Annotated in this window: 13 protein-coding genes and 3 pseudogenes; 10 read left to right on the top strand and 6 right to left on the bottom strand. The window is 68.1% G+C overall.

The window, feature by feature from the left end:
* Window positions 1-45: 45 nt before the first annotated feature.
* On the bottom strand, window positions 46-5331 hold the full coding sequence (locus tag OHS59_RS00685) for a type I polyketide synthase (RefSeq protein ID WP_328491412.1): 5286 nt from the start codon (window positions 5329-5331) through the stop codon (window positions 46-48).
* 734 nt (window positions 5332-6065) lie between these two features.
* On the bottom strand, window positions 6066-7850 hold the full coding sequence (locus OHS59_RS00680) for an AfsR/SARP family transcriptional regulator (RefSeq protein WP_328491411.1): 1785 nt from the start codon (window positions 7848-7850) through the stop codon (window positions 6066-6068).
* A gap of 700 nt (window positions 7851-8550) precedes the next feature.
* On the opposite strand from OHS59_RS00680, the gene OHS59_RS00675 reads away from it, so the two are divergent.
* The 4 genes from OHS59_RS00675 (at window position 8551) to OHS59_RS00660 (ending at window position 13501) form a co-directional block, all read left to right on the top strand.
* Window positions 8551-8916 carry a YybH family protein gene (locus tag OHS59_RS00675; RefSeq protein ID WP_210884675.1) on the top strand — a complete coding sequence of 122 codons (366 nt, stop codon included), beginning with the start codon at window positions 8551-8553 and terminating at the stop codon, window positions 8914-8916.
* The gene (locus tag OHS59_RS00670) at window positions 8867-10219 is read left to right on the top strand and encodes a hypothetical protein (RefSeq protein WP_328491410.1); all 1353 of its coding nucleotides are present in this window, start codon (window positions 8867-8869) and stop codon (window positions 10217-10219) included. The genes OHS59_RS00675 and OHS59_RS00670 overlap by 50 nt, the downstream gene beginning before the upstream one ends.
* 761 nt (window positions 10220-10980) lie before the next feature.
* Complete coding sequence (locus OHS59_RS00665) at window positions 10981-11334, top strand: aromatic-ring hydroxylase C-terminal domain-containing protein (RefSeq protein WP_328491409.1); 354 nt, start codon at window positions 10981-10983, stop codon at window positions 11332-11334.
* 10 nt (window positions 11335-11344) lie between these two features.
* Window positions 11345-13501, top strand: coding sequence for an MMPL family transporter (locus OHS59_RS00660; RefSeq protein ID WP_328491408.1), 2157 nt, complete (start codon window positions 11345-11347; stop codon window positions 13499-13501).
* A 302-nt stretch (window positions 13502-13803) separates the two neighbouring features.
* Here OHS59_RS00660 and OHS59_RS00655 read toward each other — a convergent pair whose 3' ends face one another.
* The 3 genes from OHS59_RS00655 to OHS59_RS00645 all read right to left on the bottom strand — a co-directional run bounded on the left by OHS59_RS00655 (window position 13804) and on the right by OHS59_RS00645 (window position 16208).
* Window positions 13804-15255, bottom strand: coding sequence for a HAMP domain-containing sensor histidine kinase (locus tag OHS59_RS00655; protein WP_328491407.1), 1452 nt, complete (start codon window positions 15253-15255; stop codon window positions 13804-13806).
* Window positions 15252-15935, bottom strand: coding sequence for a response regulator transcription factor (locus tag OHS59_RS00650; protein WP_322746949.1), 684 nt, complete (start codon window positions 15933-15935; stop codon window positions 15252-15254). Before OHS59_RS00650 ends, OHS59_RS00655 begins: the two co-directional genes overlap by 4 nt.
* 129 nt (window positions 15936-16064) lie before the next feature.
* Window positions 16065-16208 carry a hypothetical protein gene (locus OHS59_RS00645; protein ID WP_443061358.1) on the bottom strand — a complete coding sequence of 48 codons (144 nt, stop codon included), beginning with the start codon at window positions 16206-16208 and terminating at the stop codon, window positions 16065-16067.
* Window positions 16209-16213: 5 nt separating this feature from the next.
* On the opposite strand from OHS59_RS00645, the pseudogene OHS59_RS44420 reads away from it, so the two are divergent.
* The 5 genes and pseudogenes from OHS59_RS44420 to OHS59_RS00625 all read left to right on the top strand — a co-directional run.
* Window positions 16214-16360, top strand: a pseudogene (locus OHS59_RS44420) (hypothetical protein); the annotation flags it as partial.
* Between the two features lie 215 nt (window positions 16361-16575).
* Window positions 16576-16748 (top strand): annotated as a pseudogene (locus tag OHS59_RS00640) (IS110 family transposase); the annotation flags it as partial.
* Window positions 16749-17074: 326 nt separating this feature from the next.
* The gene (locus OHS59_RS00635; protein ID WP_328491406.1) at window positions 17075-18202 is read left to right on the top strand and encodes an amidohydrolase family protein; all 1128 of its coding nucleotides are present in this window, start codon (window positions 17075-17077) and stop codon (window positions 18200-18202) included.
* Window positions 18203-18530: 328 nt separating this feature from the next.
* Window positions 18531-19413, top strand: a pseudogene (locus OHS59_RS00630) (transposase); the annotation flags it as partial.
* A 112-nt stretch (window positions 19414-19525) separates the two neighbouring features.
* A complete protein-coding gene (locus OHS59_RS00625) occupies window positions 19526-19915 on the top strand; it encodes a VOC family protein (RefSeq protein ID WP_328491405.1) in 390 nt (129 codons plus the stop codon).
* A 461-nt stretch (window positions 19916-20376) separates the two neighbouring features.
* On the opposite strand, the gene OHS59_RS00620 is transcribed toward OHS59_RS00625, so the two are convergent.
* Window positions 20377-20715 (bottom strand): EthD domain-containing protein, encoded by a 339-nt coding sequence (locus tag OHS59_RS00620; RefSeq protein ID WP_328491404.1) that lies wholly within the window; start codon window positions 20713-20715, stop codon window positions 20377-20379.
* Window positions 20716-20965: 250 nt separating this feature from the next.
* Here OHS59_RS00620 and OHS59_RS00615 point away from each other — a divergent pair, with 250 nt between their 5' ends.
* Window positions 20966-21817, top strand: coding sequence for a helix-turn-helix transcriptional regulator (locus OHS59_RS00615; RefSeq protein ID WP_328491403.1), 852 nt, complete (start codon window positions 20966-20968; stop codon window positions 21815-21817).
* Window positions 21818-22103: the final 286 nt, after the last annotated feature.

The raw sequence follows: 22103 nt of genomic DNA, 5'->3' as shown, positions 1-22103 counted from the left end.
GGCCGCCACTCATGTCCGTCGGCCGTTCTGTCGGCCGGGGGCGGTTCAGGCGGTGGCGGGCACCTGGTCGTCGGCGCTCGGGGCGTCGTCGTCCTCGGTGAGCAGCCGCGTGAGGAGCCGGCCGATCGCGGTGACCGTCGGCTGGTTCCACAACAGGGTCGAGGGCAGACTCAGCCGGAACCGCCGTTCGAGCCCGCGACGGATGACCACCGACATGATCGAGTCGAGTCCCATCTCGGCGAGCGGCCGGTGCGGATCCACGGCGGCGACGGGCAGATTCATCTGTTCCGCCACCCGGTCGGCCACTTCCGAGATCACGTACGCCTCCAACTCGTCGGCGGGCACCGCCTCCCAGTCGGAGCCGGCGCTCTGGTCGGCGACGGCGCCGAGAGCCTCGTCCGCGGGGAGGCCCTCCAGGATCAGCGGGCGCGTCACACCCGGCTCGGCCGGCAGGGTGCGCAGGACGGCGGCGTACGGCAGGGCGTGCCGGTACGCGAAGTCCCAGGCGTGGAAGGCCTCGTCCGCCGTGATGTCGGCGGTGCCCCGTGCCGCCAGCTCCAGGTCGATGACCGCCGACGACGTCGACATGCCCAGACCGCGCCAGGACGTCCAGGCCAGGCTGACGGTGTCCGTGGAGCCCAGGGCCCGGCGGTGCCGGGCGAGCCCGTCGAGCAGCGCGTTGCCGGCCGCGTAACTGGCCTGGCCCGGAAGCCCCAGGAGCAGGCCCGCCGACGAGAACAGGGCCAGGAAGTCCAGGCTCCCCGCGGGGAACAACTCGTGCAGCACCTGGGCTCCCTGGACCTTCGGCGCCAGGACCGTCCGCAGGGACTCCCGGGTGAGATCCGTGAGGAAGGCGCTGTCGAGCACTCCGGCCGCGTGGACGACACCCCGGAACCGCGGCAGGCCCAGCGCGTCCGCGTCCAGTGCCCGCCGCGCCTGTTCGAGGTCGGTGATGTCCACCTGTACGGCGTGCACGGTCACACCGAGCGCCTCCAGCTCGGTCACGGCCTCGATCCGGCGCCGTACCGAGGGATCCGACACCCGAGCCCATTCGGCGCGGGGCGGCAGACCACTGCGGCCGGCCAGCACGATCCGCCGCGCGCCCTGGCCGGCGAGCCAGCGGGCGACCTCCAGTCCCAGGGCGCCGAAGCCCCCGGTGATGAGGTAGGTGCCGGCCTGGTGGAGCCGCAAGGGCCCCCGCACGGCCTCCTGCTGGACCCGTGCGAGGCGTTCGACCAGCAGAGTGCCGTCCCGGAGCGCGACGACCTCACCGAGCGGCGCCGAACGGACGGCCGACAGCAGGAGCGCCGCCGTGTGCTCCGTAGTGTCGTCCTGCGCGGTGTCGTCCTGCGCGGTACCCGACGGCAGGTCGACGACGCCGCCCCACACGTCGGGGTGTTCGGTCGCGGCTATGCGCCCGAGGCCCCACAGCGCGGACTGCGCCACCGTGTGCTCGGCCACCGACTCGCTCACGCCCTCCGTCACGCACCACACGCGGACCGCACCGGCGGCCCTGTCCTCGCCCAGCGCGCGTACGACCGAGGCGAGCGCCCACACCGACTCCTCGGCCGGGCCGCGTGGCGCGACGAAGACCACGGTGTCGGCCCCGGCCGCGCCGTCGAGGTCGACGACGTCACCGATGACCCGGCAGTGCACGCCCAGTTCCCGCCAGCGGTCGGCGAGCCGGTCACCGAGCCGTCCCTGCGGGGCGACGAACAGGGCACGGGTGACGGGCCGGTCCTTGCCGGTCTCGGCGGGACGCCACACGCTTTCGTGCACCAGACGCCGGGGGTGGGCGGAGGCGGTGGGATCGGCGTCGATCCGTCCGAAGGCCAGTCCACCCAGCGTGGCCAGGGCGCGGCCGGACGCGTCGAGCAGGTGCACGTCCGCGGTGTCGGGCTCGTCCGTCGCGCGGACGGCGATCCACACGTCGGACGGCGGGGTGTCCACGGCGTCCACCCGGGCGATACGAGCCGGCATGCGCAGCACCTGGGGCCCGGGGAACACGGTCGAGGCGATGGACAGGGCCGCGTCGAACGCGGGAGCCCAGGAGCCGGGATCGGCGCCCTCCTCGTCCGGCACCGAGACGAGGGCGAGCAGTTCCCCGTCGCCCAGGCGCAGTTCGCGCACCACCCAGGGGAAGCCCATCGCGGCGACCCCCACACCGGCGAGGCGGGTGACGGGGGAGTCCGGGTCGGCCTCCTCGGCGCACCGCTGCCGGAATCCGCCGAGTGAGACCTGTTCGAGGGCGCCGCCCTCTTCCGTCGAGGACGTGGTGTGGGTGAGCCAGGCACCGAAGTCGTCGGTGGTGTCCTCGTCCAGGACACGGCCGGCCAGCCTCAGTCCGCCGTCCTGGTGCACGACCTGGAGCTCGCGCCGCCCGACGACCGCGACCGGTACCCGCAGTGCCACGTCGGTGAGGGCCGGCCGGGCACCGTACTCACCCGTGTCGGCCGAGGCGCGCAGGAAGGTGTTCAGCAGCACGGCCGCCGGGATGATCTCGGTACCGCGTACCGGGTGGTCGCCCGGGTAGGGCCGGTTGTCGAAGTCCAGCCGGGTGCGCCAGGCGTGCAGCGGCGTGCTGGACCAGACGGTCGACCGGGCGCCCAGCAGCGCGTGGTCGCCGGTGTCGTGGCCCGAATGGTCACCGGCGTGCGTGGTGTCGTGCTCGCGCCAGTGCCGCTCGTGCTGCCAGCCGGTGACCGGCAGGTCGGCCAGTTCACCGTCCGGTTGGAGCCTTGTCCAGTCGACCTCCGTCCCGTGCCGGTACAGTTCGCCGACCCCCTTCAGGAGCGACGCCAGCTCCTCCGTGTCGCGGCGGAGCAGGAAGGTCGCCGAGGCGTCCGCGACGTCGTCGGCGAGGAACGTCTCCACCAGCGAGTGAGTGATGACGGGATGGGCGGAGATCTCGACGAACAGCCGGTGGCCGTCGGACAGCGCGGCGCGCGCCGCGTCCGAGAACCGCACCGGATTACGGAGGTTGGCCGCCCAGTAGGCGCCGTCGCGCGGTGCGGTGTCCCGCGGGTCGGACAGCGCGGTGGAGTACAGCGGCACCGTCGGCGTACGGGGCGACAGGTCGTGGCAGGCGTCCGCGAGGACCCGGGTGAGCCCGTCCATGTGGGTGCTGTGGAAGGCCACGTCGCTGTTGACGCGGCGGACGCGCACCTGCTCCCGCTCCCACCGCGCGAACAGGGCGTCGATCGCGTCGGGGTCCCCGGAGACGACGGTGCTCTCCGGCGAGGCGGAGATGGCGGCGACGACGTCCCTCCGGTCGCCCAGCGTCCGTTCGACCTCCGCGAAGGGCAGGTTCACCATCGCCATCGAGCCCTGCCCGGCGACCTCCCGCAGCAGCAGGGAGCGCCGGCAGGCGAGCCGGGCACCGTCCTGGGGCGACAGTGCGCCCGCGGCCACCGATGCCGCGATCTCGCCCACCGAGTGCCCGATGACGGCGGCAGGTGTGACGCCGTAGGACCGCAGTACCGCGGCGAGGCCGATCTGCACGGCGAAGATCATCGCCTGGATGCGGTCCGTGGACTCGAAGTCGCCCTCGATCAGCACCTGCCGGGGGGAGAGCTTCATCTCCTCCTCGAACACCGGTGTGATCTCGTCGAGGGCGGCGGCGAACGCGGGTTCGTCACGCAGCAGTCCGCGACCCATGCCGGTCCACTGGGAGCCGTGCCCGGAGAACACCCACACGGGTCCGTTCGACTGGGGCGACGAGTGGGGCGCGGCCTCCGTGAGTTGGCGGAGTCCGGCGACGAGGCTCTCGCGGTCCGTGGCCACGACCGTCGCGCGATGGGCGAGATGAGCGCGACGGTGGGCGAGCGTGTGCCCGATGTCGGCCGACCGTACGGTCCTGTTCCCGTCCGAGAGCCAGGCCAGCAGCCGTTCGGCACCGGTGCGCAGCCCGTCGGGCGAACTGCCGCTGAGCGGCAGGAGACGGGGTGTCGAGGTCTCGGAAGCGGGCGGCGTGTACTCGTCCCGGACGGCGCCCGGCGCCGTCCCGGACGGCTCGGGGGCCGCCTCCAGGATGACGTGGGCGATGGTGCCGCCGTATCCGTAGCCGGAGACACCGGCACGGCGCGGTGTGCCGTGCCGGTCCGGCCACGGTGTCTGCGTGTCGACCACGCGCAGACCGGACGTGGCCCAGGGGATGGCGGGGTTGGGGACGGAGGCGTGGAGGCTGGCCGGGATGAGACCCTTACCCAGGGCGAGGATCGCCTTGATCATTCCGGCGACTCCGGAACCGGCCTCCAGGTGCCCGATGTTGGTCTTGACCGAGCCGATGAGGCACTCGTCGCCCGCCGCGCGTCCGGCTCCGAACACCGATGCCAGGGCGCTCGCCTCCATCGGATCGCCCGTGGGCGTGCCGGTGCCGTGCGCCTCGACGTAGTCGACGGTCGCCGGATCCAGGCCGCTGCGCTCCCAGGTACGACGCAGCAGATGGGCCTGGGCCTCGCCGCTCGGAGCCATGATCCCGTTGGTCTTGCCGTCCTGGTGCACGCCGCTGCCCCGGATCACCGCCAGGACACGGTCGCCGTCGTTCTCCGCGTCGTCCAGCCGCTTCAGCACCAGGACGCCGCATCCCTCGCCCCGTCCGTAGCCGTCGGCGTCGGCGCTGAACGCCTTGGACCGCCCGTCGGGGGAGATGGCGCCCGCCTTGTCGAGGACCATGGTCAGTCCAGGTCCAGCCATGAGCATGACACCACCGGCCAGGGCCACCGGCGCCTCGCCGCTCCGCAGACTGGCACAGGCGAGGTGGACGGCGGCCAGGGAGGACGAGCAGGCGGTGTCGATCGCCAGACTCGGTCCCCTCAGATCGAGGGTGTACGAGATCCGGTTCGGCACCGCGCAGAGGGAGGAACCGATTCCCGTCCAGGCCTGGATGCGGGGGAGGTCCTCCAGGAGCCGGCGACCGTAGTCGTCGGTGCCCACGCCGATGAAGACGCCGGTGTCGCCACCGGCCAGGTCGCGTGGCGGGATGCCGGCGTGCTCCAGTGCCTCCCACGCCACCTCAAGCGTGATGCGCTGCTGCGGGTCCATCTCCGCGGCTTCACGCGGCGTGATGCCGAAGAACTCCGCGTCGAATCCCGCGATGTCCGACAGGAAATGTCCTGCCTTCGTGGTGTTCTTCAGCGCCCGGCTGTTCTCGGGGTTCGACGCGTAGCCTTCCCAGCGCGCGGCGGGGAGCTCGGAGACGGCTTCCCGGCCCTCCTTCAGGAACTGCCAGAACTGTTCTGGGGAGTTGATGTCCATGGGGAGACGGCAGGCCATTCCGATGATGGCGATGGGTATCTCGTGGCTGGAACTGGAATACCCCTGAGCACTCATGGCGGTCACTCTCTTTCCGGTCCGTCGGGCAGTGCCGGGCATGCGTTTGGACCGAGTCGGAACTTTCGGGTGCGTCTGATGGGTGTGCGAGGCGTCCGCACACGGATGTGTGCCGAGAAGGATGGCTCCGCGGCGTTTCTTCTGGAACCGCACCGCACGCTGCGGTCAGGGAACTCGCAGTTCAGGCAGGAAAGCGTGGAATACGCTCCTGAGCCGGGTTCGGCAGTCGTCGTGGTGGGGCTTGAGGATGGCTGTCGGTCAAAGAGTCTGCGGGCCGGACAGCTTCTGCTGTCTGAGGGAACAGCCGGAACACGGATCGGCCGGGGAAGAAAGCCGCTGGGTGAGAAGTGAGAAGATGCTCAGGGTGATGGCCCGAACCGATGTCGACGTGTTCGGGAGCCCGGACGCGGTCTTTGAGACCGTCTCCGATCCGGTGGCCTGACCCTGATCCGTCATATCGCACTCCCGTGTGGGTGCTTGGCTCGTCCGACAGTTCTCGATGACGGTATGAACGGCGTTTCCGTGCTGTCAATTTGACAGGAATCAGTTGGTCGGCACTCGGTTGGTACTCAGCACACCCGCGCGGCGCGCACTCCTGGCCGCCGCGCGAACCGGGACGAGTGGGGACGCCGCCGACAGGGGACCGCGCGGCCGGTGCTGAGTGTGGGACCGCCCCGGGTGCGGCCGGTCGGGCGTTGTGCTCAAGCGGCAGAGGGGCCGGTCACGGCGCGGGTTCATGACACCAGCTGCTCGGAGAACTCCGCGACGGCCATCATGACCAGACTTGAGGAGGAGTAGATCAGGTTGCCCCGGTCGTCCGTTCCGCGGCTTCTCAGCAGATTCTGCTCGACCAGGAACTCCAGAAAATCCTCTGCTTTTGCTTCGGTCGTATCAAGGATGGCCGCGGTCAGTTTGGTGGATATTCTGCTGCTCGACAGCAGGGTCAGCCTCCCGAGCATCCCTCGTATGTCATGAGGTAGCCGGTTGAAACTTCTGAACAATGATCCCCGGACGTCAAGATTCGCCAACCGGAGCTCGTCGAGGCGATTCCGTGAGGTGTCGGTCATTCGCTGCACGAGGTGCGCGATGCTCCAGTGGGGTTTCCCTGCCAGCCTCGTCGCGGCCGTGCGTACGGCCAGTGGCAGGCAGTCGCACAGTTCCACCAGTGCGTCGGCGGCACCCGGCTCTCTGTTCACCCTCTTGTCGCCGACGATCCGGCGTACGAGTGCGATGGCCTCGGCGTGCTCGAATTCGCCGATCTGAGTGACGTGCGCGCCTTCCAGAGTATCCAGGTAGCCTTGCCCGGTCACGATGACACGTGATTCACCGACACCAGGGAGCAGCAGGTCGATCTGCTTTTCGTCCAGCATGTCATCGAGCAGGATCAGCATTTTCTTGTTGCTGAGGATGGTTCGGTACATCCAGGCCCGTTCGACCGGCGATTCGGGTATGGTTTCCTCCGGGTCCACTGCCTTGATGAAATCGCCGAGCACATCGTAGACTTTCCTGGGACTGTATTCGCCGCACGACAGTCTGGCGTACAACTGGCCGTCAGGAAAACTGGCGGCCTTCTTGTGCGCCAGCCGCACGGCCAACACGCTCTTTCCCGTTCCGGCCATTCCGCCGATCACCAGGGGCTGGGGGGTGCTTGTCGGCCGCAGTCGCTCCGACAGTTCCCGCATCTGCGTTTCGCGGCCGGTGAAGTCGGCGATGCTGGGCGGGAGCATGGACGGCACGTCGACATGCCTGCGGGGTATCGCCTCCAGCCGTGGGCGGGGGAAGTCGAGCGCCGGGTCACCGTTGAGGATGGAGTGAAAGACCGCTCTCAGCGAAGCGCTGGGGTCGACACCGAGGGTTTCGACGAGGGCTGTCCGCCCGGCGTGGTAGACGTCGAGCGCGTCCGCCTGCCGGCCGCTGCGGTACAGGGCGGTCATCAGCAGGGCGCGCAGTCGCTCGCGTACGGGGAACGCTTCCACCAACGCTGTCAGTTCCGCGACCAGCTGACCGTGCCGCCCAAGACCCAGATCCGCTTCCGCCTTTTCTTCTATGGCGGCCGTCCGTAACTCGTTGATGCGTGGTAATTCAAGGTCGGACAAGTTCTGTGTGACGCCGTCGAGTGCCGGTCCGCGCCAATGAGCCAGCGCTTGGGAGTAGAACCCGGAAGCTTCCGCGTACCGTTGCTTGAGTAGTTTCTCCCGCCCGTTGTCCGCGAGCCTGATGAATTCCTTGTAGTCGACTTTCACGGCATCGGTCGATAACAGGTAGCTGGCCGCCCGACGTACGATCTTCGCGTGCGGATCGAGTGCCTTTCGAAGGCGAGAAACATAGGTGTGGATCTGGGCCTGACGGGTGGCGGGCGGAGTGAGCCCCCATAATGCCTCACTGATTTCAGTGTTGGATATTGCTTTACCGTCGGCCAGGAGGAGGGCCGCCAGGATGGTCTTCGGTTTGCTTCCGCCAAGCGGTACGAATCGCCCTTTGGATATGATTTCGACGGGCCCCAGGATGCGAATTTCCATCCGATTCTCCTTTTTGGGTATGTGTTGACGGAGAGCTCGCATTGGCCGGGGCAAGCATGTTCCGGGAGCACACGGAGGCAATGTTTTCCGGTTTTGCACGTGTTAATGATAACGTTGCCACGCGGAGCAGCGAACGCAATTCAACAAACTTCATCACGCCTTCATGGGTACAGCAAGAGGCAGGGTGGAATTGTCCTTCTTGCGCCGTTGCTCTACCTAAGGGGCATCCGGAGACTGTTCGCTCGGTGACGCACTGCCGTCCGGGTCCCAAAGGCCGGTGTCGGCCGCGTCGCGAACGTCCACGGCCGGCGGTCCGGCCTCCGAATAGCCCCGTGAGTTAGAGAGCCGGACACCACTGTTCCGGTTCCATAACCATCGGTTCTGGCATCGATACCTCACAACTCTTGGACTTCCTGTGCGCGCTGCACAACAGTGATCGTGAGGGAGACAGGCGTTTCACGTGCTCAGACAGCCGGGCCGTTGTCGATCCGATCCGCGGAGAGGGAGATGAACGGGTGTTGGCCGTCGAGGAACAGCGGGTTGCCGGACGGTGTCGTCCGGCGGAGACCGATACGTGGAACGCGGCGGCAGGCGGCAGGCAGCTCGTCTCCGCTCCTGGCGAGCCCCGCAGAGGTGTCGCGTGGGAATGCGCCGCGCTCGGAGCTTGAGGGCGAACCCCACTTTCTGAAAGGAAAATATTATGTCCACGGAAAACGGGGTCGCTAAGACCCCTGAAGACCTGGCCCGACTGTTCGTGGAGCGTGCCAACGCCCGCGACGCCGAAGGGCTGTCCAAGCTGTACGCGCCCGAGGCGGTGCTGGCCTACCCGCCGGGGAAGTCGACCGTCGGCAGGGCGGCCATCCAGGCCGTGTACGAGCGGATGCTGGAAAACGTGCCGTTGCCGTTCCCCGTGGAAGAGCCCCTGCCCACGGTCCAATACGGTGACCTGGCCCTCACCTCGACTCGGGACGCCGACGACACGGGCGGCCGGGTGCAAGTCGCGCAGCGTCAGGCGGATGGCACCTGGCTGCGGATCATCGACCGTCCGGAAATCCCCAAGGCCTGATCCGGGCGCTGTTCGGTCAGTCGAATGCAAACCGGCGCGCCGTGTGGGACTGCATTCCCGCGCGGCGCGTCGGCGTGTCTCGCGCCATGCACGACCTGTGATGAACCAGCGTCAAGGAGTTTCTTCGATGGAATCCGTCGACACCATACTGAAGCTGCATGAAAATGCACGCCTCGACTCACTGAATCTCATAGTGAGTGAGAATCGGATGAGCGAAAGGGCGAGAGCTCCATTAGCCTCCGACATATCCCAGCGCTATGCTGCGGACTTCTACCACGGAACGGCACCCGCCCGGCAACTGACCGAATACGTGACCAAACTCGCGTCCGAGACGTTCGAGGCGCGGTATGTGAATCTGTCGCCGATCTCGGGAAACATGAGCCTGCTCGCCGTCGTGTTCGCCCTGTCCGGCACCGGAGACCACATCGGCCGCATACCTCCCTTCTTCCCGGGGGGCGGCTACCCGCTCGACTACGCCGTGTTCGACCGCCGGCCGCTGCCGCTGCCCTTCTCGGACGAGAACTGGCAGGTCGATCTGGACGCGACGGTCTCCCTCCTCAACGAGGTCAAGCCGCCCCTGGTGGTTCTGGGCTCGTCGATCGTCACGTACCCGATGCCGGTGCGGGAGATCAGTGAGATCGTCCACGCCTACGGCGGCCTGGTCGCGTACGACGGATCGCACACGCTGGGCCTGATCGCCGGCGGCCAGTACCAGGACCCGTTGCGCGAAGGTGCCGATCTGCTGCTCGGGTCGACGCACAAGACGTTCCCCGGACCGCAGGGCGGCCTGGTCCTCACCAACGACAAGGAGATCCACGAACGGGTCGAGACTCTGTCGAACTTCCGCCCGCTGAGCGGTCCGACCCTCATCTGCAACCCGCACCTCGCACGCGTCGCCTCCCTCGGTATCGTCCTTGAGGAGACCTCCTGGACGGACTACGCGAAGCGGGTCGTGGACAACGCGCGAAGTGTCGCCGTAGCGCTGCTGGACGCGGGTATCCCGCTCCGCGGAACGGCTGCGAGGAATTTCGCCGAACTGACCTACTGCCACCAGATCCTCGTGGACGTTCCTCTGGACGAAGCCCGCAGGCTCCGTGACCATCTCGGATGTCATCGCATCAACGTGGACGGATTTCTTCGCCTCGGGGTCTCCGAGATCACGCGACTGGGATTCACCGTCGAGGAATGCGCGGAGCTCGGCCGGCTCATCGCCGCTCTCATCAAGAACGAGAACGATGTTCCCGCCGAGGTCGACCGCCGAATAGGAGAGTTGGTCGAGTCCCACCGGGAGGTCGTCCTCTGACACGCCTCGTCCTCGCGCGGTGAGGGGCCCGCGCAAGGACGGAAGACGTGCACTCGGCTTTCGGGTGATCACCTACCCACAGCTCAGAGGGCCCCGCCAGGTCGTTCACACCTCACCCCGCGTGGAGTCCCCGGCGTGACGTCGCGGCGTGCGAGGTAAGCCGAGTTCGCCCCTCGATCGCAGCTCATCCACGTGACTTCGCAGGATGGCCCTCATCTGCCGGTTCGGCCGTGCACGGAACACCCTCGCAACCCTCGACAACGAGTGGATCAGCCCAAACCACTGAGGGCGGCCGGTAGATGCGGGTCGGCTCCGCGCGGACCTGAAACGTCGGCAGGTCCTCAGTTAGTGGCCACATGTGTCAGGTGGTCCGGCTGAGGCTGCCTTGCCACGAGCGCGACCACCGCGAATCGGATCGGTCATGGATCCGCATATGCGTCAACTGGAACGACACACGGGACTGCGGCGCTGGTAGCGCACAGCCAGTTCTTCGACCTGCTCGGCAGACGTCCACCGGCCACAGCTCGGTCCGTCACAGAACAACCGTCGCACCGTCAGAGTGATCAGCACCGGGCGGCCACCAGCGGCGACATCGGACAGCGTGCGGGAACACCGCTGTGCGCCCGCGACGACTCGCACCCGCAGTCCGGACACCCCACTGTCAACTCACGGGTCCTAGCGGCGATACGGAGTACTCCGGCAGCCGACCACACTTTCCCAACCCGCTACGACCCGCCCCGCAGACGAGCGCGCTGTGGGACATGTTCTCCGATCTGATGGACCTGGGCGACGACCACCGGCCCGTCGGCACCCTGTGCCCGGACATGAAGTTGACGCTGGAGCGGCCCGACCCGGACGTCGTCACCGCGTGGACCGGACGGGTCAACACCGTCAACGCCCGCACGGACCGGGTGGACGTCGACGCGTTGCTGATCCGGCCCGACGGCTGTGTCGCCCGGGCCTTACCCACCGGGCAGGGCCTCGACTCCACCACGCCCCGGTGCATGCGCTGGGCGCCTGGTTCGGCCAACCGGCCTGAGCACCGTATTAACAGTCGTCTCAGGTTCGCTCGGTACGAAGTAGGCGTCCAGACAAGCGATGTGACCCGTATGTAGGAGGCTAGTGATGGCAGTCAACGCAGCGCCGTCCGGGGAAGCGCCGGCCGGTCGGTTGGCAGGCCGGTGGGTGCCATGGTTGGTGATTGGCTTGTGGCTGGTGCTGGCAGCGGGCATGGTGCCGCTGAGCGGAAAGTTGAGCTCGGTCACCACCGACAGCGCCGTAGACACCCTGCCGGCCAGTGCCGAGTCCACCAAGGTGGCGGTGCTGGACGACAGTCTCCCCGGCGGTGACAACAGCACGTTCGTCTTCGTGTACCACCGCGCCGGCGGCATGACCGACGCCGACCGCGCGACGGTCGAGCGCCACTACGACACCCTTGCCAAGCAGTACCCGCCAAAGGCGAAGACGGCAGCCGACGAGGACGACGAGAGCTCACCGACGAGCCCCTCCACCGACCGCGAGGCGATGATGTTCACCCTCGATGTGAGCACGGCCTACGGCGCACCGGAGGACCTCGTCGGCCCGTTGCGTGACGCCGCGAAGGACCGCCCCTCCGGCCTGGAACTCGACGTGACCGGCCCGGGCGCGATCGACGGCGACATGGATGCCGTCTTCGACGGCATCGACGTACAGGTACTTCTCACCACCATCGTCGTCGTCACGCTCCTGCTCATCCTCACCTACCGCAGCCCGGTGTTGTGGATCATCCCGCTGGTGGCCGTCGGCGCGGCCGCACTGACCTCGATGGGGACCGTCTACCTGCTCGTCAAGGGCTTCGGCATCGTGGTCAACGACCAGAATTCGGCGCTGCTGACGATCCTGGTATTCGGCGTCGGCACGGACTACGCGCTGTTGCTCATCGCTCGATATCGAGAGGCACTGCACCACCATGAGAACGTCCGGGTCGCGATGGTCCACGCGCTCCGCGGCGCGGCGCCGGCCATCGTCGCGTCCGCGGCCACCGTGGTCGCCGGCCTGCTCTGCCTGCTCGTCGCGGACCTGAACAGCACCAGCGGGTTGGGCCCGATCGGTGCGGCCGGCATCCTGTGCGCGCTGGTGGCCATGCTGACGCTGTTCCCGGCGGTGCTCGTGGTGCTCGGCAGGCGGATCTTCTGGCCGGCCGTCCCGCGGCTCAGCATGGCCGTGGAGGAGAAGCCGGGGCTGTGGGGACGGCTCGGCACCGCCATCAGCCGCCGCCGGTGGGTGGCGACGCTCGGCTCGCTCGGAGTCCTAGGCGTGCTCGCCCTCGGGCTGGCGGGCAACACCGGCGCCCTGCGGGAGCAGGACCAGTTCATGTCCGCGCCGGAGTCGGTCACCGGCTTCACCGTTCTCCGCGAGCACTTCCCTGAACTCGGCGGTCAGCCGATGACGATCTTCACGCGGCCGGCGCACCAGAAGCAGGTGCTCGACATCGTCAAGGGCACTCGCGGTGTGGCCCAGGCCGTCCCGGAGCAGACCAGCCGTGGCTGGGCCAACATCTCCGTGTTCCCGAAGGACGCGCCGGACACCGTCGCGGAGTACGACACGATCAAGCGGGTGCGCACCGCCGTGCACGCGGTGAGCGGGGCGGAGGCGATCGTCGGCGGGCCGAGTGCGGAGAACCTCGACACCGAGGTGACCACCAAGCGCGACGAGAAGCTGGTGATCCCGCTGGTGCTCGCCGTCGTGCTGATCGTCCTCGGGCTGCTGCTGCGTGCGGTCCTGGCCCCGCTGGTCCTGATGGCCACCGTGATCGTCTCATTCGCCGCAGCCTTCGGCGGCAGCGTGTTCGTCTTCGACACGATCCTCGGGTTCAAGGGGATCGACTATTCGGTGCCGCTGCTGGCGTTCCTGTTCCTGGTGGCACTCGGCGTCGACTACAACATCTTCCTGACCAGCCGGGCCCGGGAGGAGACCGTGCGTCTCGGCACCAGAGAGGGCATGCTCAAAGCCCTCTCCGCCACCGGTGGCGTCATCACCTCGGCAGGCCTGGTCCTGGCGGCCACGTTCGCGGTCCTTGCCACCCTTCCGCTGGTGATGCTGATCGAGGTCGGGTTCCTGGTCGCCTTCGGCGTGCTGCTCGACGCCCTGCTGGTGCGGTCGGTCCTGGTACCCGCCCTCACCTTGCTGATCGGCCGCCGGATCTGGTGGCCGAGCCGGCTGTCCCGTCCAGCGGCGGAGCTGCCGGACGGTCAACAGCCGCTCGCCGACGAGGAGGAGCAGGAGCCCGCTCTGCAACGGTGAGCGCGGCGGCACGGACGAGATCCGGGACGGGCCCCCAGGCCCGTCCCGGATCTTTTTCATGGGCCCGCCGGTCGCCGCCCTGTGGTCCTGTGTCACACGCCGGGGCCGGGGTCGGTACGTCTCGGTGTCGTGCCCGGTGGTGGGCCGCGCGGGCCGTTGCCCGCCGGTCGCCGCCCTGTGGTCCTACGCCACACGCCGGGGCCAGGATCGGCGCATCACGGTGTCCTGCCCCGACGGTGAGGCGCGCGGGGCCATGCGCGAGGGCCGCCGCCCTTTGTCCCGCGCCGCGCCGCCGGGGCGGGTCAGCGCACCGAGGTGTCCTCCCCGGTGGCGCCGCGCGCGACCGGGGAGGGCGGGGCCGCTGCCGGAAGGTCGACCCGAAGCAGCGCGCCACCGCGTGCGGAGCGGGCGACGGTGGCCCGGCCGCCGTGGGCGTCGACGACCCGCTGCACGATCGACAGCCCCAGACCGGATCCCGGCAACGCCCGGGCGCTGTCGGCACGGTAGAACCGGTCGAAAACCCGCGGTACGTCGGCGGCGTCGATGCCCGGCCCGGCGTCGTCGACCTCAAGCACCGCCGACGCGCCCTCGGCCCTGAGCCGGACCTGGACCGGCTGGTCCGCGGGGGACCACTTACCGGCGTTGTCGATGAGGTTGAGCACCGCCCGCTCAAGCGCGGCGGGACGCCCGCTCACCCACACAGAGGTCACGTCGAGCGCCACCTCGATGTCGGGCACGCGGGAACCCGCCCGGGTCGCGGCGGCCACCACCACGTCGGCGAGGTCGAGCACCTCGGTGCTCTCGTCGCTGACGTCACCGCGCGCCAGGTCGGTCAGCTCGGCGACGAGGGTGCTCAACTCGGTCACCTGGGCGCCGAGATCGTTGAGCAGCCGGGTCCGGCTCTCCGCCGGCAGCGCGCTGTCCAGGGTGCCGCGCCGATCGAGTCGGATCAGCAGCTCGGCGTTGAGGCGCAGGCTGGTGAGCGGGGTCTTGAGCTCGTGGGCGGCGTCCTCGGCGAGCAGCCGCTGGGCCCGCCGGGAGTCCCGGAGCGCGGCGAGCATGTCGTTGATCGACTGGATCAGCCGCCGGATCTCCCCACCGCCCTCATCCGGGATGTCGGCGTCGAGATCCCGGGTGTGCGCGACGTGTACCGCGGCGGCGGTCAGCCGGTCGATCGGTGCCAGCCCGGTCCGCGCCACGGTCCGCCCGACAAGGGCGCCGCCGGCCACGCAGAGCAGCCCGATCAGCAGCATGCCGAACCCGAACTGGTTGATCGGGCTGTCGTCGACGACGCGGGCCACCTGGACCGCGCCGTCGCCCGCCCGCAGCGTGTAGATGACGTAGCCGTCCTCGTCGCTGTCGTTCGACTCCATCAGGTCGGCCGACGCGCCCTGCGCCACGCGCCCGGCGTCCTCGCTGACCGGGGGCAGCGCGGGTTGGCCGGCCGGCTTGCGGATCGAGCCGTCGGGCAGGATGACCCGCACCAGCCGACCGGATCCGGGATACGGCGGTAGCTCGACCCGCGCCAGACCGGCGCGCTCCGCGTTCGTCGCCAGGACGCGGGAGTCGGCGCGCAGCTCGTTCTCGGCGGTGTCCTTCAGCTCCCAGTCCAGTAGCTCGCTGGCCACCTGGAAGGCCGCGAACACACTGACCGCGATGGCCGTCGCCGCGATCACCGTCAGCCTGGCCCGCAGGGACCGCCGGCGCCACCATCGGGTCAGCCGGCGCGGTTCCCGGCCGGCGTGCCTGCTCACGGAGGGGTCTCCCGCAACGTGTATCCCAGGCCGCGCAGCGTGTAGATCAATCGCGGCTCACCCTCGGCCTCCATCTTGCGGCGCAGGTAACTCACGTACACCTGGAGGTTGTTGGCGGTGGAGCTCATGCCGAAGCCCCAGATCGCCTCGAACAGCGCGTCGCGGGTCACGACCCGGGTCGCGTTGCTCACGAGGACCTGCAGGAGGGAGAACTCGGTCCGGGTCAGACGCAGCGGCCGCGCGCCCCGCCACGCCTCGAACCTGTCGGGATCGAGCCGGACGTCGGCGAACGACAGGATCTGCGACTCCTCGTCGGCCGGCGTGCGCCGCCGCAGCAGGGCCCGCACCCGGGCCAGCAACTCCTCGGTGGCGAACGGCTTGGGCAGGTAGTCGTCGGCGCCCGCGTCCAGCCCCGCGACCCGGTCGGAGACCTGGTCACGGGCGGTCAGCATCAGCACCGGCAGATCCCGGCCCGCGGCCCGCAACCGCCGGCAGGTCTCCAACCCGCCGAGGCGGGGCATCATCACGTCGAGGAGCAGCAGATCCGGCGCGTCACCACCGACCCCGTCGAGCACGGCGAAACCGTTGGCGACGGTGCTGGTGTCGTAACCCTCGACCTGGAGCACCCGCTCCAGCGACTCACGGATGGCCGCCTCGTCATCCGCGATCATGATCCGCACGCCGGCCCGCCCCCCTTCCAGTCGATTGCTTTTTCCGCTCATTGTCCCCGATCAACCTGAGGTCAGGATTAGAGCATCGCCGCTGTGGTGCCCGCGGGCCGTGCTCTTACGGACGCCGAAGATCGTGTCCTACGTGGTGAGGCGGACGAGGCGTTTGTAACAGCAGAGGGCGGCGGCAAGTCCGAGAAACGCCAGGCAGTTGCGGGGTCGGCGCTCGTAGCGGGGACTGAGTCTGCGGTAACCGGCCAGCCACGACATCGTGCGCTGGATCACCCACCTCCGACGCCTTGATCACTCGCTGGATTCGATTCCCGCCCGGGCGATGCGAACTCCGTTACGTTGCCGTCGGAGCCGTCGGAGCCGTCGGAGCCGTCGGAGCCGTCGGAGCCATCTGCGCAGGTCGGCGCAGGTCGGCGCGATCGTAAGCTCTGTCTGCGTGTAGGCGCTGAGGCTTGAAGTACCGGCCGCGGTGAGGATCGTGTCTCCAGCCCGGTGGTGGCTTCAAACGATTGGCCGCCCGGCATCCCGCGACGACCCGGCCACTCATTGGGATGCGCGGCAAAGATCGCTTGGTGAGGACACGCTGGCGAGGTCGTCCTGCGACAGACAGAGAAACGACTTCGGAGGCGGCCGTGCCCAACTGTGGGCTGGTGTGGATGCAGGCAAGGCCGACACCACTGCGTGGTGCTCGGTGCTGACGGCACGCGGGAGCTGTCGCAGCGTGTGGTCAACGGCGAGCATGCATTGCTCGAACTGATCAGCGACGTGCTGGAGTTGAGCGGCGGTGAGCCGGTGAAGTGGGCGATCGACCTCACGCCGGCGAGGCTGCGTGGACCGGACGGGTCGACACCGTCACCGCCCGCACGGAACCGGGTGGACGTCGACGCCTTGCTGATCCTGCCCGACGGCTGCGTCGCCCGGGCCTTGCCCGTGCCCACCGGGCAGGACCTCGACGCCACCACGCCGGTGCGTGCGCTGGGCACCTGGCTCGGCTCACCGGCCTGAGCGGCCGCATTAACGTTCGTCTCAGGTTCGCTCGGTAGGAAGTAGGCATCCGGATAAGCGACGTAACCCGTCGTGTCTCGCAGACGGATGCCGCACGGATACCACACCACACAAATACCTCAGGAGAGACTGACATGAAGCCTATGGGACGTCGCGGCTTTCTAGCCGCTTCCACGGCACTTGGCGCTGGTGCCGGCTTGTCCGCGTATGCCGCCGTTTCGGCAGCGGACGGGAACAAGACTCCGGACAAGACTCCGGACATTGCATTGCGAGACCGGGACCTGCCCTTCATCGGCACGGAGGAGACCTTTTCGACTCCCACGCTGTTGAAGCTGAACTCCATCAATCAGGATCACATAGCGTTCCTTGAGGGAATTGGTCTTGCGGATCTAGGTCAACGCCGCATTGGTGATATGGATGCGGGGGGACTCAACGTTCAAATCCTCTCCGCTCATACCCCCTCCGTGCAAAATGTCCCTGGGCAAAGGGGTATCGACCTTGCCCATCGTCTTAACCGGCAACTTGTAGACGGGCCAATCGCCAAATACCCGGGCCGCTTCAAGGCTTTCGCCACCTTGCCCTTGCGGAGCCCGGAGGCGGCGGCGGACGAACTGGAACGCTCGGTTCGGGAAGATGGCTTCTTGGGTGCACTGACCAACGGACACATCGCGAAGAAGTATCTCGACCATCCCGATTTCGAGCCTGTGCTGGCACGTGCCGTTGCTCTCGATGTGCCGATCTACCTGCATCCGGGCTATCCAGCTGACGACGTCTTCAAGATCTACTACAGCACCACACGGTCCAAATACAAGGAAGAGTACCAAGACTACATTTTCAGTGGGTCTGGATATGGCTGGCACCAGGAGGTGCTGACTCAATGCATTCGTATGATCACGTACGGAGTTTTCGACAGATTCCCCAAACTGAAAGTCATCATCGGCCACATGGGCGAAGGCCTTCCCTTCTACTACGAGCGGATCGTCAATGACATGGGCGAGCCGACCGAAGACTCGCTTGAGAAGCTCATCGGGCAATACTTCCAGGACAACTTCTGGGTCACGACGAGCGCGTTCCCCCAGACCGAACTGCTCGATCTCCTGCTGAAGTACATAAGCGTGGATCGGGTGATGTTCGCAACCGACTACCCGTTCGCGGACATAAAGGAGCAGACCGACTGGTTCCGCGGAGTCGATCTGCCACGCGAAGCCAAGGAAAAAATTGCGTTCCGAAATGCGGAAAAACTGTTCGGAATTAAAGTCTGACACCTCCCGACGGGCAGAATGATGCGCGTGAAGTGACGCGTCGGCGTCCGCGGAAGTGGAGAATGCTTTGGCTGAAGGCGGGAGTGCAGCCAAAGTATGCGATGCGCGGCTGCCGCATCACGCGGTCTTCATGCAACGGCAGATCGCATGCTCTTCCAGAGAGATCGAACTGTCGCGCCGGTTCGCTTTAGGCAAGTAAGCCGAGCATAGTAGCGACTCTCTTGAGATCGTCAGCGCGCTGACCCGCCCTGCGGTGAACGGCGCGGTTCGCAAAGGTCTGCTGCGGGGCCCGGGAACAGCAGAGACAAGGTGTGCTCCTGAGGCCGTGCTGTTCTGCCTGGTCCACGGCCGTAACGGCCGCTCTTCGGGCCATGTGGTGCCGGGCTGGCCGTACTCGTTCGTTGCCGTGTTCACCTCGGACCGTACGTCGTGGACGCAGGTCCGGGACGCGGTCCGGCTCGGGCCGGTGGACGATGCCGCGGCCGTCACCACAGGCCGGCTGCGGGACGTGGTCGAGCGCTTGGTCGCGGCCGGCCAGTGGCAGAGAGGTGACCGGAACATCCTGGCCGTGATGGACGCGGGCTACGACGTGTGCCTGGCCTGGGTGCTGCGCGACCTGCCGGTCGAGTTGGTCGGGCGGCTGCGTTCGGACCGTGTCCTGCGACGGCCTGCGCCCTCGCTCAAGGAGTACGCCCAGTCCTGTCCCCGAGGTGGGCGGCCGCCCAGGCATGGCAAGGAGTTCAGCTTGGCCAGGCCCGCCTCCTGGCCCCGGGCCCTCTGTAGTCACGGTGAACGACACGGCCCGCTACGGCAAGGCCGAGACCCTCGCCTGGGACCGGATGCATCACAAGCTGCAGCAGCGATCCGCGTGGATCGACCACGACAGTGAACTCCCCTTCATCGAGGGCGCGTTGATCCGGCTCAACGTCGATCACCTGTCCGGTGACCGGGACGCCCCACCGGTCTGCTTGACCGGCGTAAGCCTTGGGAGAAGACCACGCGTCCCGGCCAGACACTGCCACCGACTCACGTCCGGCGCGGGTTCCGACACAACCGTCCGCACCTTGTGTGTCCGGCCCGTGCACCGAAACCCAGCCGCCCGGCCCAGGACGACCACCGGCACCAGAAACCGGCACCCCGCCACCCACCACGACGTAGGCAAGACCCTCAAACGCCCCGCGACCCTCACCGAACGTGACCGCCGAGCATGAGCAACAAGGTCAGTAGCTGTGCCCAATCCCCTGATCCATCGCACTTGGTGACGGAGGGACTGCAGGCCGGAAAACGACAGTCCGGTTGGGATGGCATATCTAAGCTGGCGACATGACGACGATCAGGCAGGTCTCGCTGGGCGTGATCGATGACGTGAGAGCAGGTGAGTTCTGGCGTCAGGCCATGGGCTATGTGCGGCGGCCTCCGCGTTTCGAGGGTGACGACTGGATCGTTCTGGAGCCTCCCACCGGTGTGCCCGGTATCCCGATCGCGATGGACGTGAGCGAGAGCCCTGCGGTGGAGTTTCCCCGTATCCACTTCGACCTCGACGCGGGAGAGCGTGCCCTGGACGAGGAAGTCGCCCGTCTGGTGGCGCTGGGTGCTCAGCATGTCGACTGGCGGCACTACCCGGAGAACCCAGCACCTGCTGAACGGCCGTACGCCGTGCTGGCCGACCCGGAGGGCAACCGGTTCTGCGTCGAAGGCCGGCGGGACGACTGATCAGAAGCTCATGGTCACGCTTCACGAGAGCGTGGTCGGGTGAGTGGCCGTACCTGCACCCCGGCGGGTCTCGCCGAAGCCGTCGCCTCCGGTGAGTTCGCACCGACGGCCGGGCGGACCACCGGTAAACGCATCGCCCCGCCGGCAAGACGGGCCTTCGGGAACACGGCCTCGCGCTGGTCGACACCTTCGTCGCCTTCCACCAGGCGCAGGTGCCCGACCATGCGGGCTGGCAGGTGGCAGGCGCCCATCCCACCCCGGCCGGGAACCTCCTGCCCGACGGCGTGGTGCTCCTGGCCGACGGTTCCAGCGTGTTCGTGGAGATCGACCGCACCATGTCCTACGCCCGCCTTCTCGCCAAGCAGGAGTGCTACGACGCCTACCGCAACGCACCTGCGTCAGGACGCGGCAATGCCGCCCGCGCCCCGCGCTCCCACTGGCAGGAGACCTACGTCGGGCCCTCAGCCGACGATGACCTCCTCTTCGGAGATGATGCGTCCAAAGGTGTTCAGGTCGATGAAGTTCTCGTGGTCCGGGTCGACGATCTTCATGAAGTTCTCGCAGAAGAAGAGCGCGTTGAGGTCGTCCATCGTGTCGAACCACGCCTCGACCACCGAGTCGTAGTCCGGTTCGGGATAGTTCGGTGCGGGGACGGGATACGACACCACGAAGCGGCGGATGTACTGCCCCGCCTCCGGGATGGACATGAGGAGCGGCCTGTGGATGTTCCGCTGGTAGTGGGTGAACTCGTCATGAGTCATGCCCTCGCGACGCTTCAACGTGATGACCATCTTGATCATGATGCCAGTCCGTTTCTGTTCGATGCGTGATGATTCGCCGGCCTGCTATCACCAGCCGGGGAATGCGCCGGTACGCGCGCCGGGACCGGCCGGGTGCGTACCACCGTTGAAGGCAGGCTCCCGGCGGCGGGGACGGCAGTGTTGGTGAGCTGCGCGTTGTCCGCGGCAGCAAGCCTGCGGCTGGCCGCACGGCTGATCCAGGCACCCGCGGTACCTGGCTCGGCCGTGCGGCCGGACGCACACTGGAGGTATGGACAGACGTGAGTTGGCCGGCTTCCTGCGCGGCAGGCGCGAGCGCATCGCCCCTGCCGACGTGGGGCTGCCCGCCGGGCCGCGCCGCCGCACCCCGGGGCTGCGCCGCGAGGAGGTGGCGCAGCTGGCGTTCATCTCGACCGAGTACTACACGCGCCTTGAGCAGGCCCGCGGCCCGCGCCCGTCGCGCGAGGTCCTCGCCGGCCTGGCCCGGGCCCTGCGCCTGTCGAACGCCGAGCGCGACCACCTGCACCACCTCGCCGGCGCCCCGCCGGGTCCGCCGACCGGTCCCTCACGCGAAGTGCCGCGCAGCATCCTCGACCTGCTGCGGCGGTTGCCGCACACCGCGGCGATCGTGCTCTCCGCGACCTACGAGGTGATCGCCTGGAACGATCTGGCCGCCGCGCTCCTGGAGGACTTCTCCCCTCTGACCCGGCGCGAGCGCAACCTCCTGCGCCGTGCCTACCTCGCACCGCCGTCGCGAGAGCGGCCGCTGTACGACCCGTTCGACGCGGAGGCGTTCGCCCGCGCCGCGGCGCGGCGCCTGCGTGCCGCCGCCGCCCGCCACCCCGACGACCCCGAGGTAGTCACCCTGGTCGGTGACCTCCTGTCCGGCAGCGCGGAGTTCGCCCGTCTGTGGGCCGCTCACGACGTGCGCCCCGAGCCCACCCTGCTCAAGACCGTCAACCACCCCCTGATCGGCCCCATCACCCTCAACTGCGACCTCCTCGACATCACCGACCAGGACCAACAGGTCGTGCTCTTCACGGTCGAGCCCGGCTCTCCCGCAGAGCAGGCACTACGGCTGCTGTCGGTCATCGGCACACAGCGTATGGACGTACCCGGCTGAGAAGTCCTCGCGGAACGATCTTCATGTGCCATGGTGGAGGGACAGGTGGCTTCGTTCTTCAGCGCCTGGCCCCCGGCCGTTCGTCGATGCGCTGAGCGGGCTGGTCCAAGCGCAGGCCGACACGACCGGCTTCGTGGTCCTGCACCGGTGGGCGCAGATCCTGGAACGCTACTTCCCGCCCCAGGTCCCCGACCCCGGCCACGCCACTCAGTAGGTTCGGCTCGCTGGCCGGCCACGGCCGGAGACGCGCCGACCATGAGCCCGACGATGGCAGGTCAGCGCGCTG

This window comes from Streptomyces sp. NBC_00414 (assembly GCF_036038375.1).
Lineage (GTDB): Bacteria > Actinomycetota > Actinomycetes > Streptomycetales > Streptomycetaceae > Streptomyces.
This window is presented reverse-complemented; position numbering and strand designations above follow the sequence as displayed.

Bases quoted from the DNA above. Each gene is read 5' to 3' on its own strand.
- OHS59_RS00675 (WP_210884675.1), top strand. From the start codon at position 8,551: ATGTCCACGGAAAACGGGGTCGCTAAGACCCCTGAAGACCTGGCCCGA.
- OHS59_RS00680 (WP_328491411.1), bottom strand. From the start codon at position 7,850: ATGGAAATTCGCATCCTGGGGCCCGTCGAAATCATATCCAAAGGGCGA.
- OHS59_RS00635 (WP_328491406.1), top strand. From the start codon at position 17,075: ATGAAGCCTATGGGACGTCGCGGCTTTCTAGCCGCTTCCACGGCACTT.
- OHS59_RS00660 (WP_328491408.1), top strand. From the start codon at position 11,345: ATGGCAGTCAACGCAGCGCCGTCCGGGGAAGCGCCGGCCGGTCGGTTG.
- OHS59_RS00620 (WP_328491404.1), bottom strand. From the start codon at position 20,715: ATGATCAAGATGGTCATCACGTTGAAGCGTCGCGAGGGCATGACTCAT.
- OHS59_RS00615 (WP_328491403.1), top strand. From the start codon at position 20,966: ATGGACAGACGTGAGTTGGCCGGCTTCCTGCGCGGCAGGCGCGAGCGC.
- OHS59_RS00670 (WP_328491410.1), top strand. From the start codon at position 8,867: ATGGCACCTGGCTGCGGATCATCGACCGTCCGGAAATCCCCAAGGCCT.
- OHS59_RS00685 (WP_328491412.1), bottom strand. From the start codon at position 5,331: ATGAGTGCTCAGGGGTATTCCAGTTCCAGCCACGAGATACCCATCGCC.
- OHS59_RS00665 (WP_328491409.1), top strand. From the start codon at position 10,981: ATGTTCTCCGATCTGATGGACCTGGGCGACGACCACCGGCCCGTCGGC.
- OHS59_RS00625 (WP_328491405.1), top strand. From the start codon at position 19,526: ATGACGACGATCAGGCAGGTCTCGCTGGGCGTGATCGATGACGTGAGA.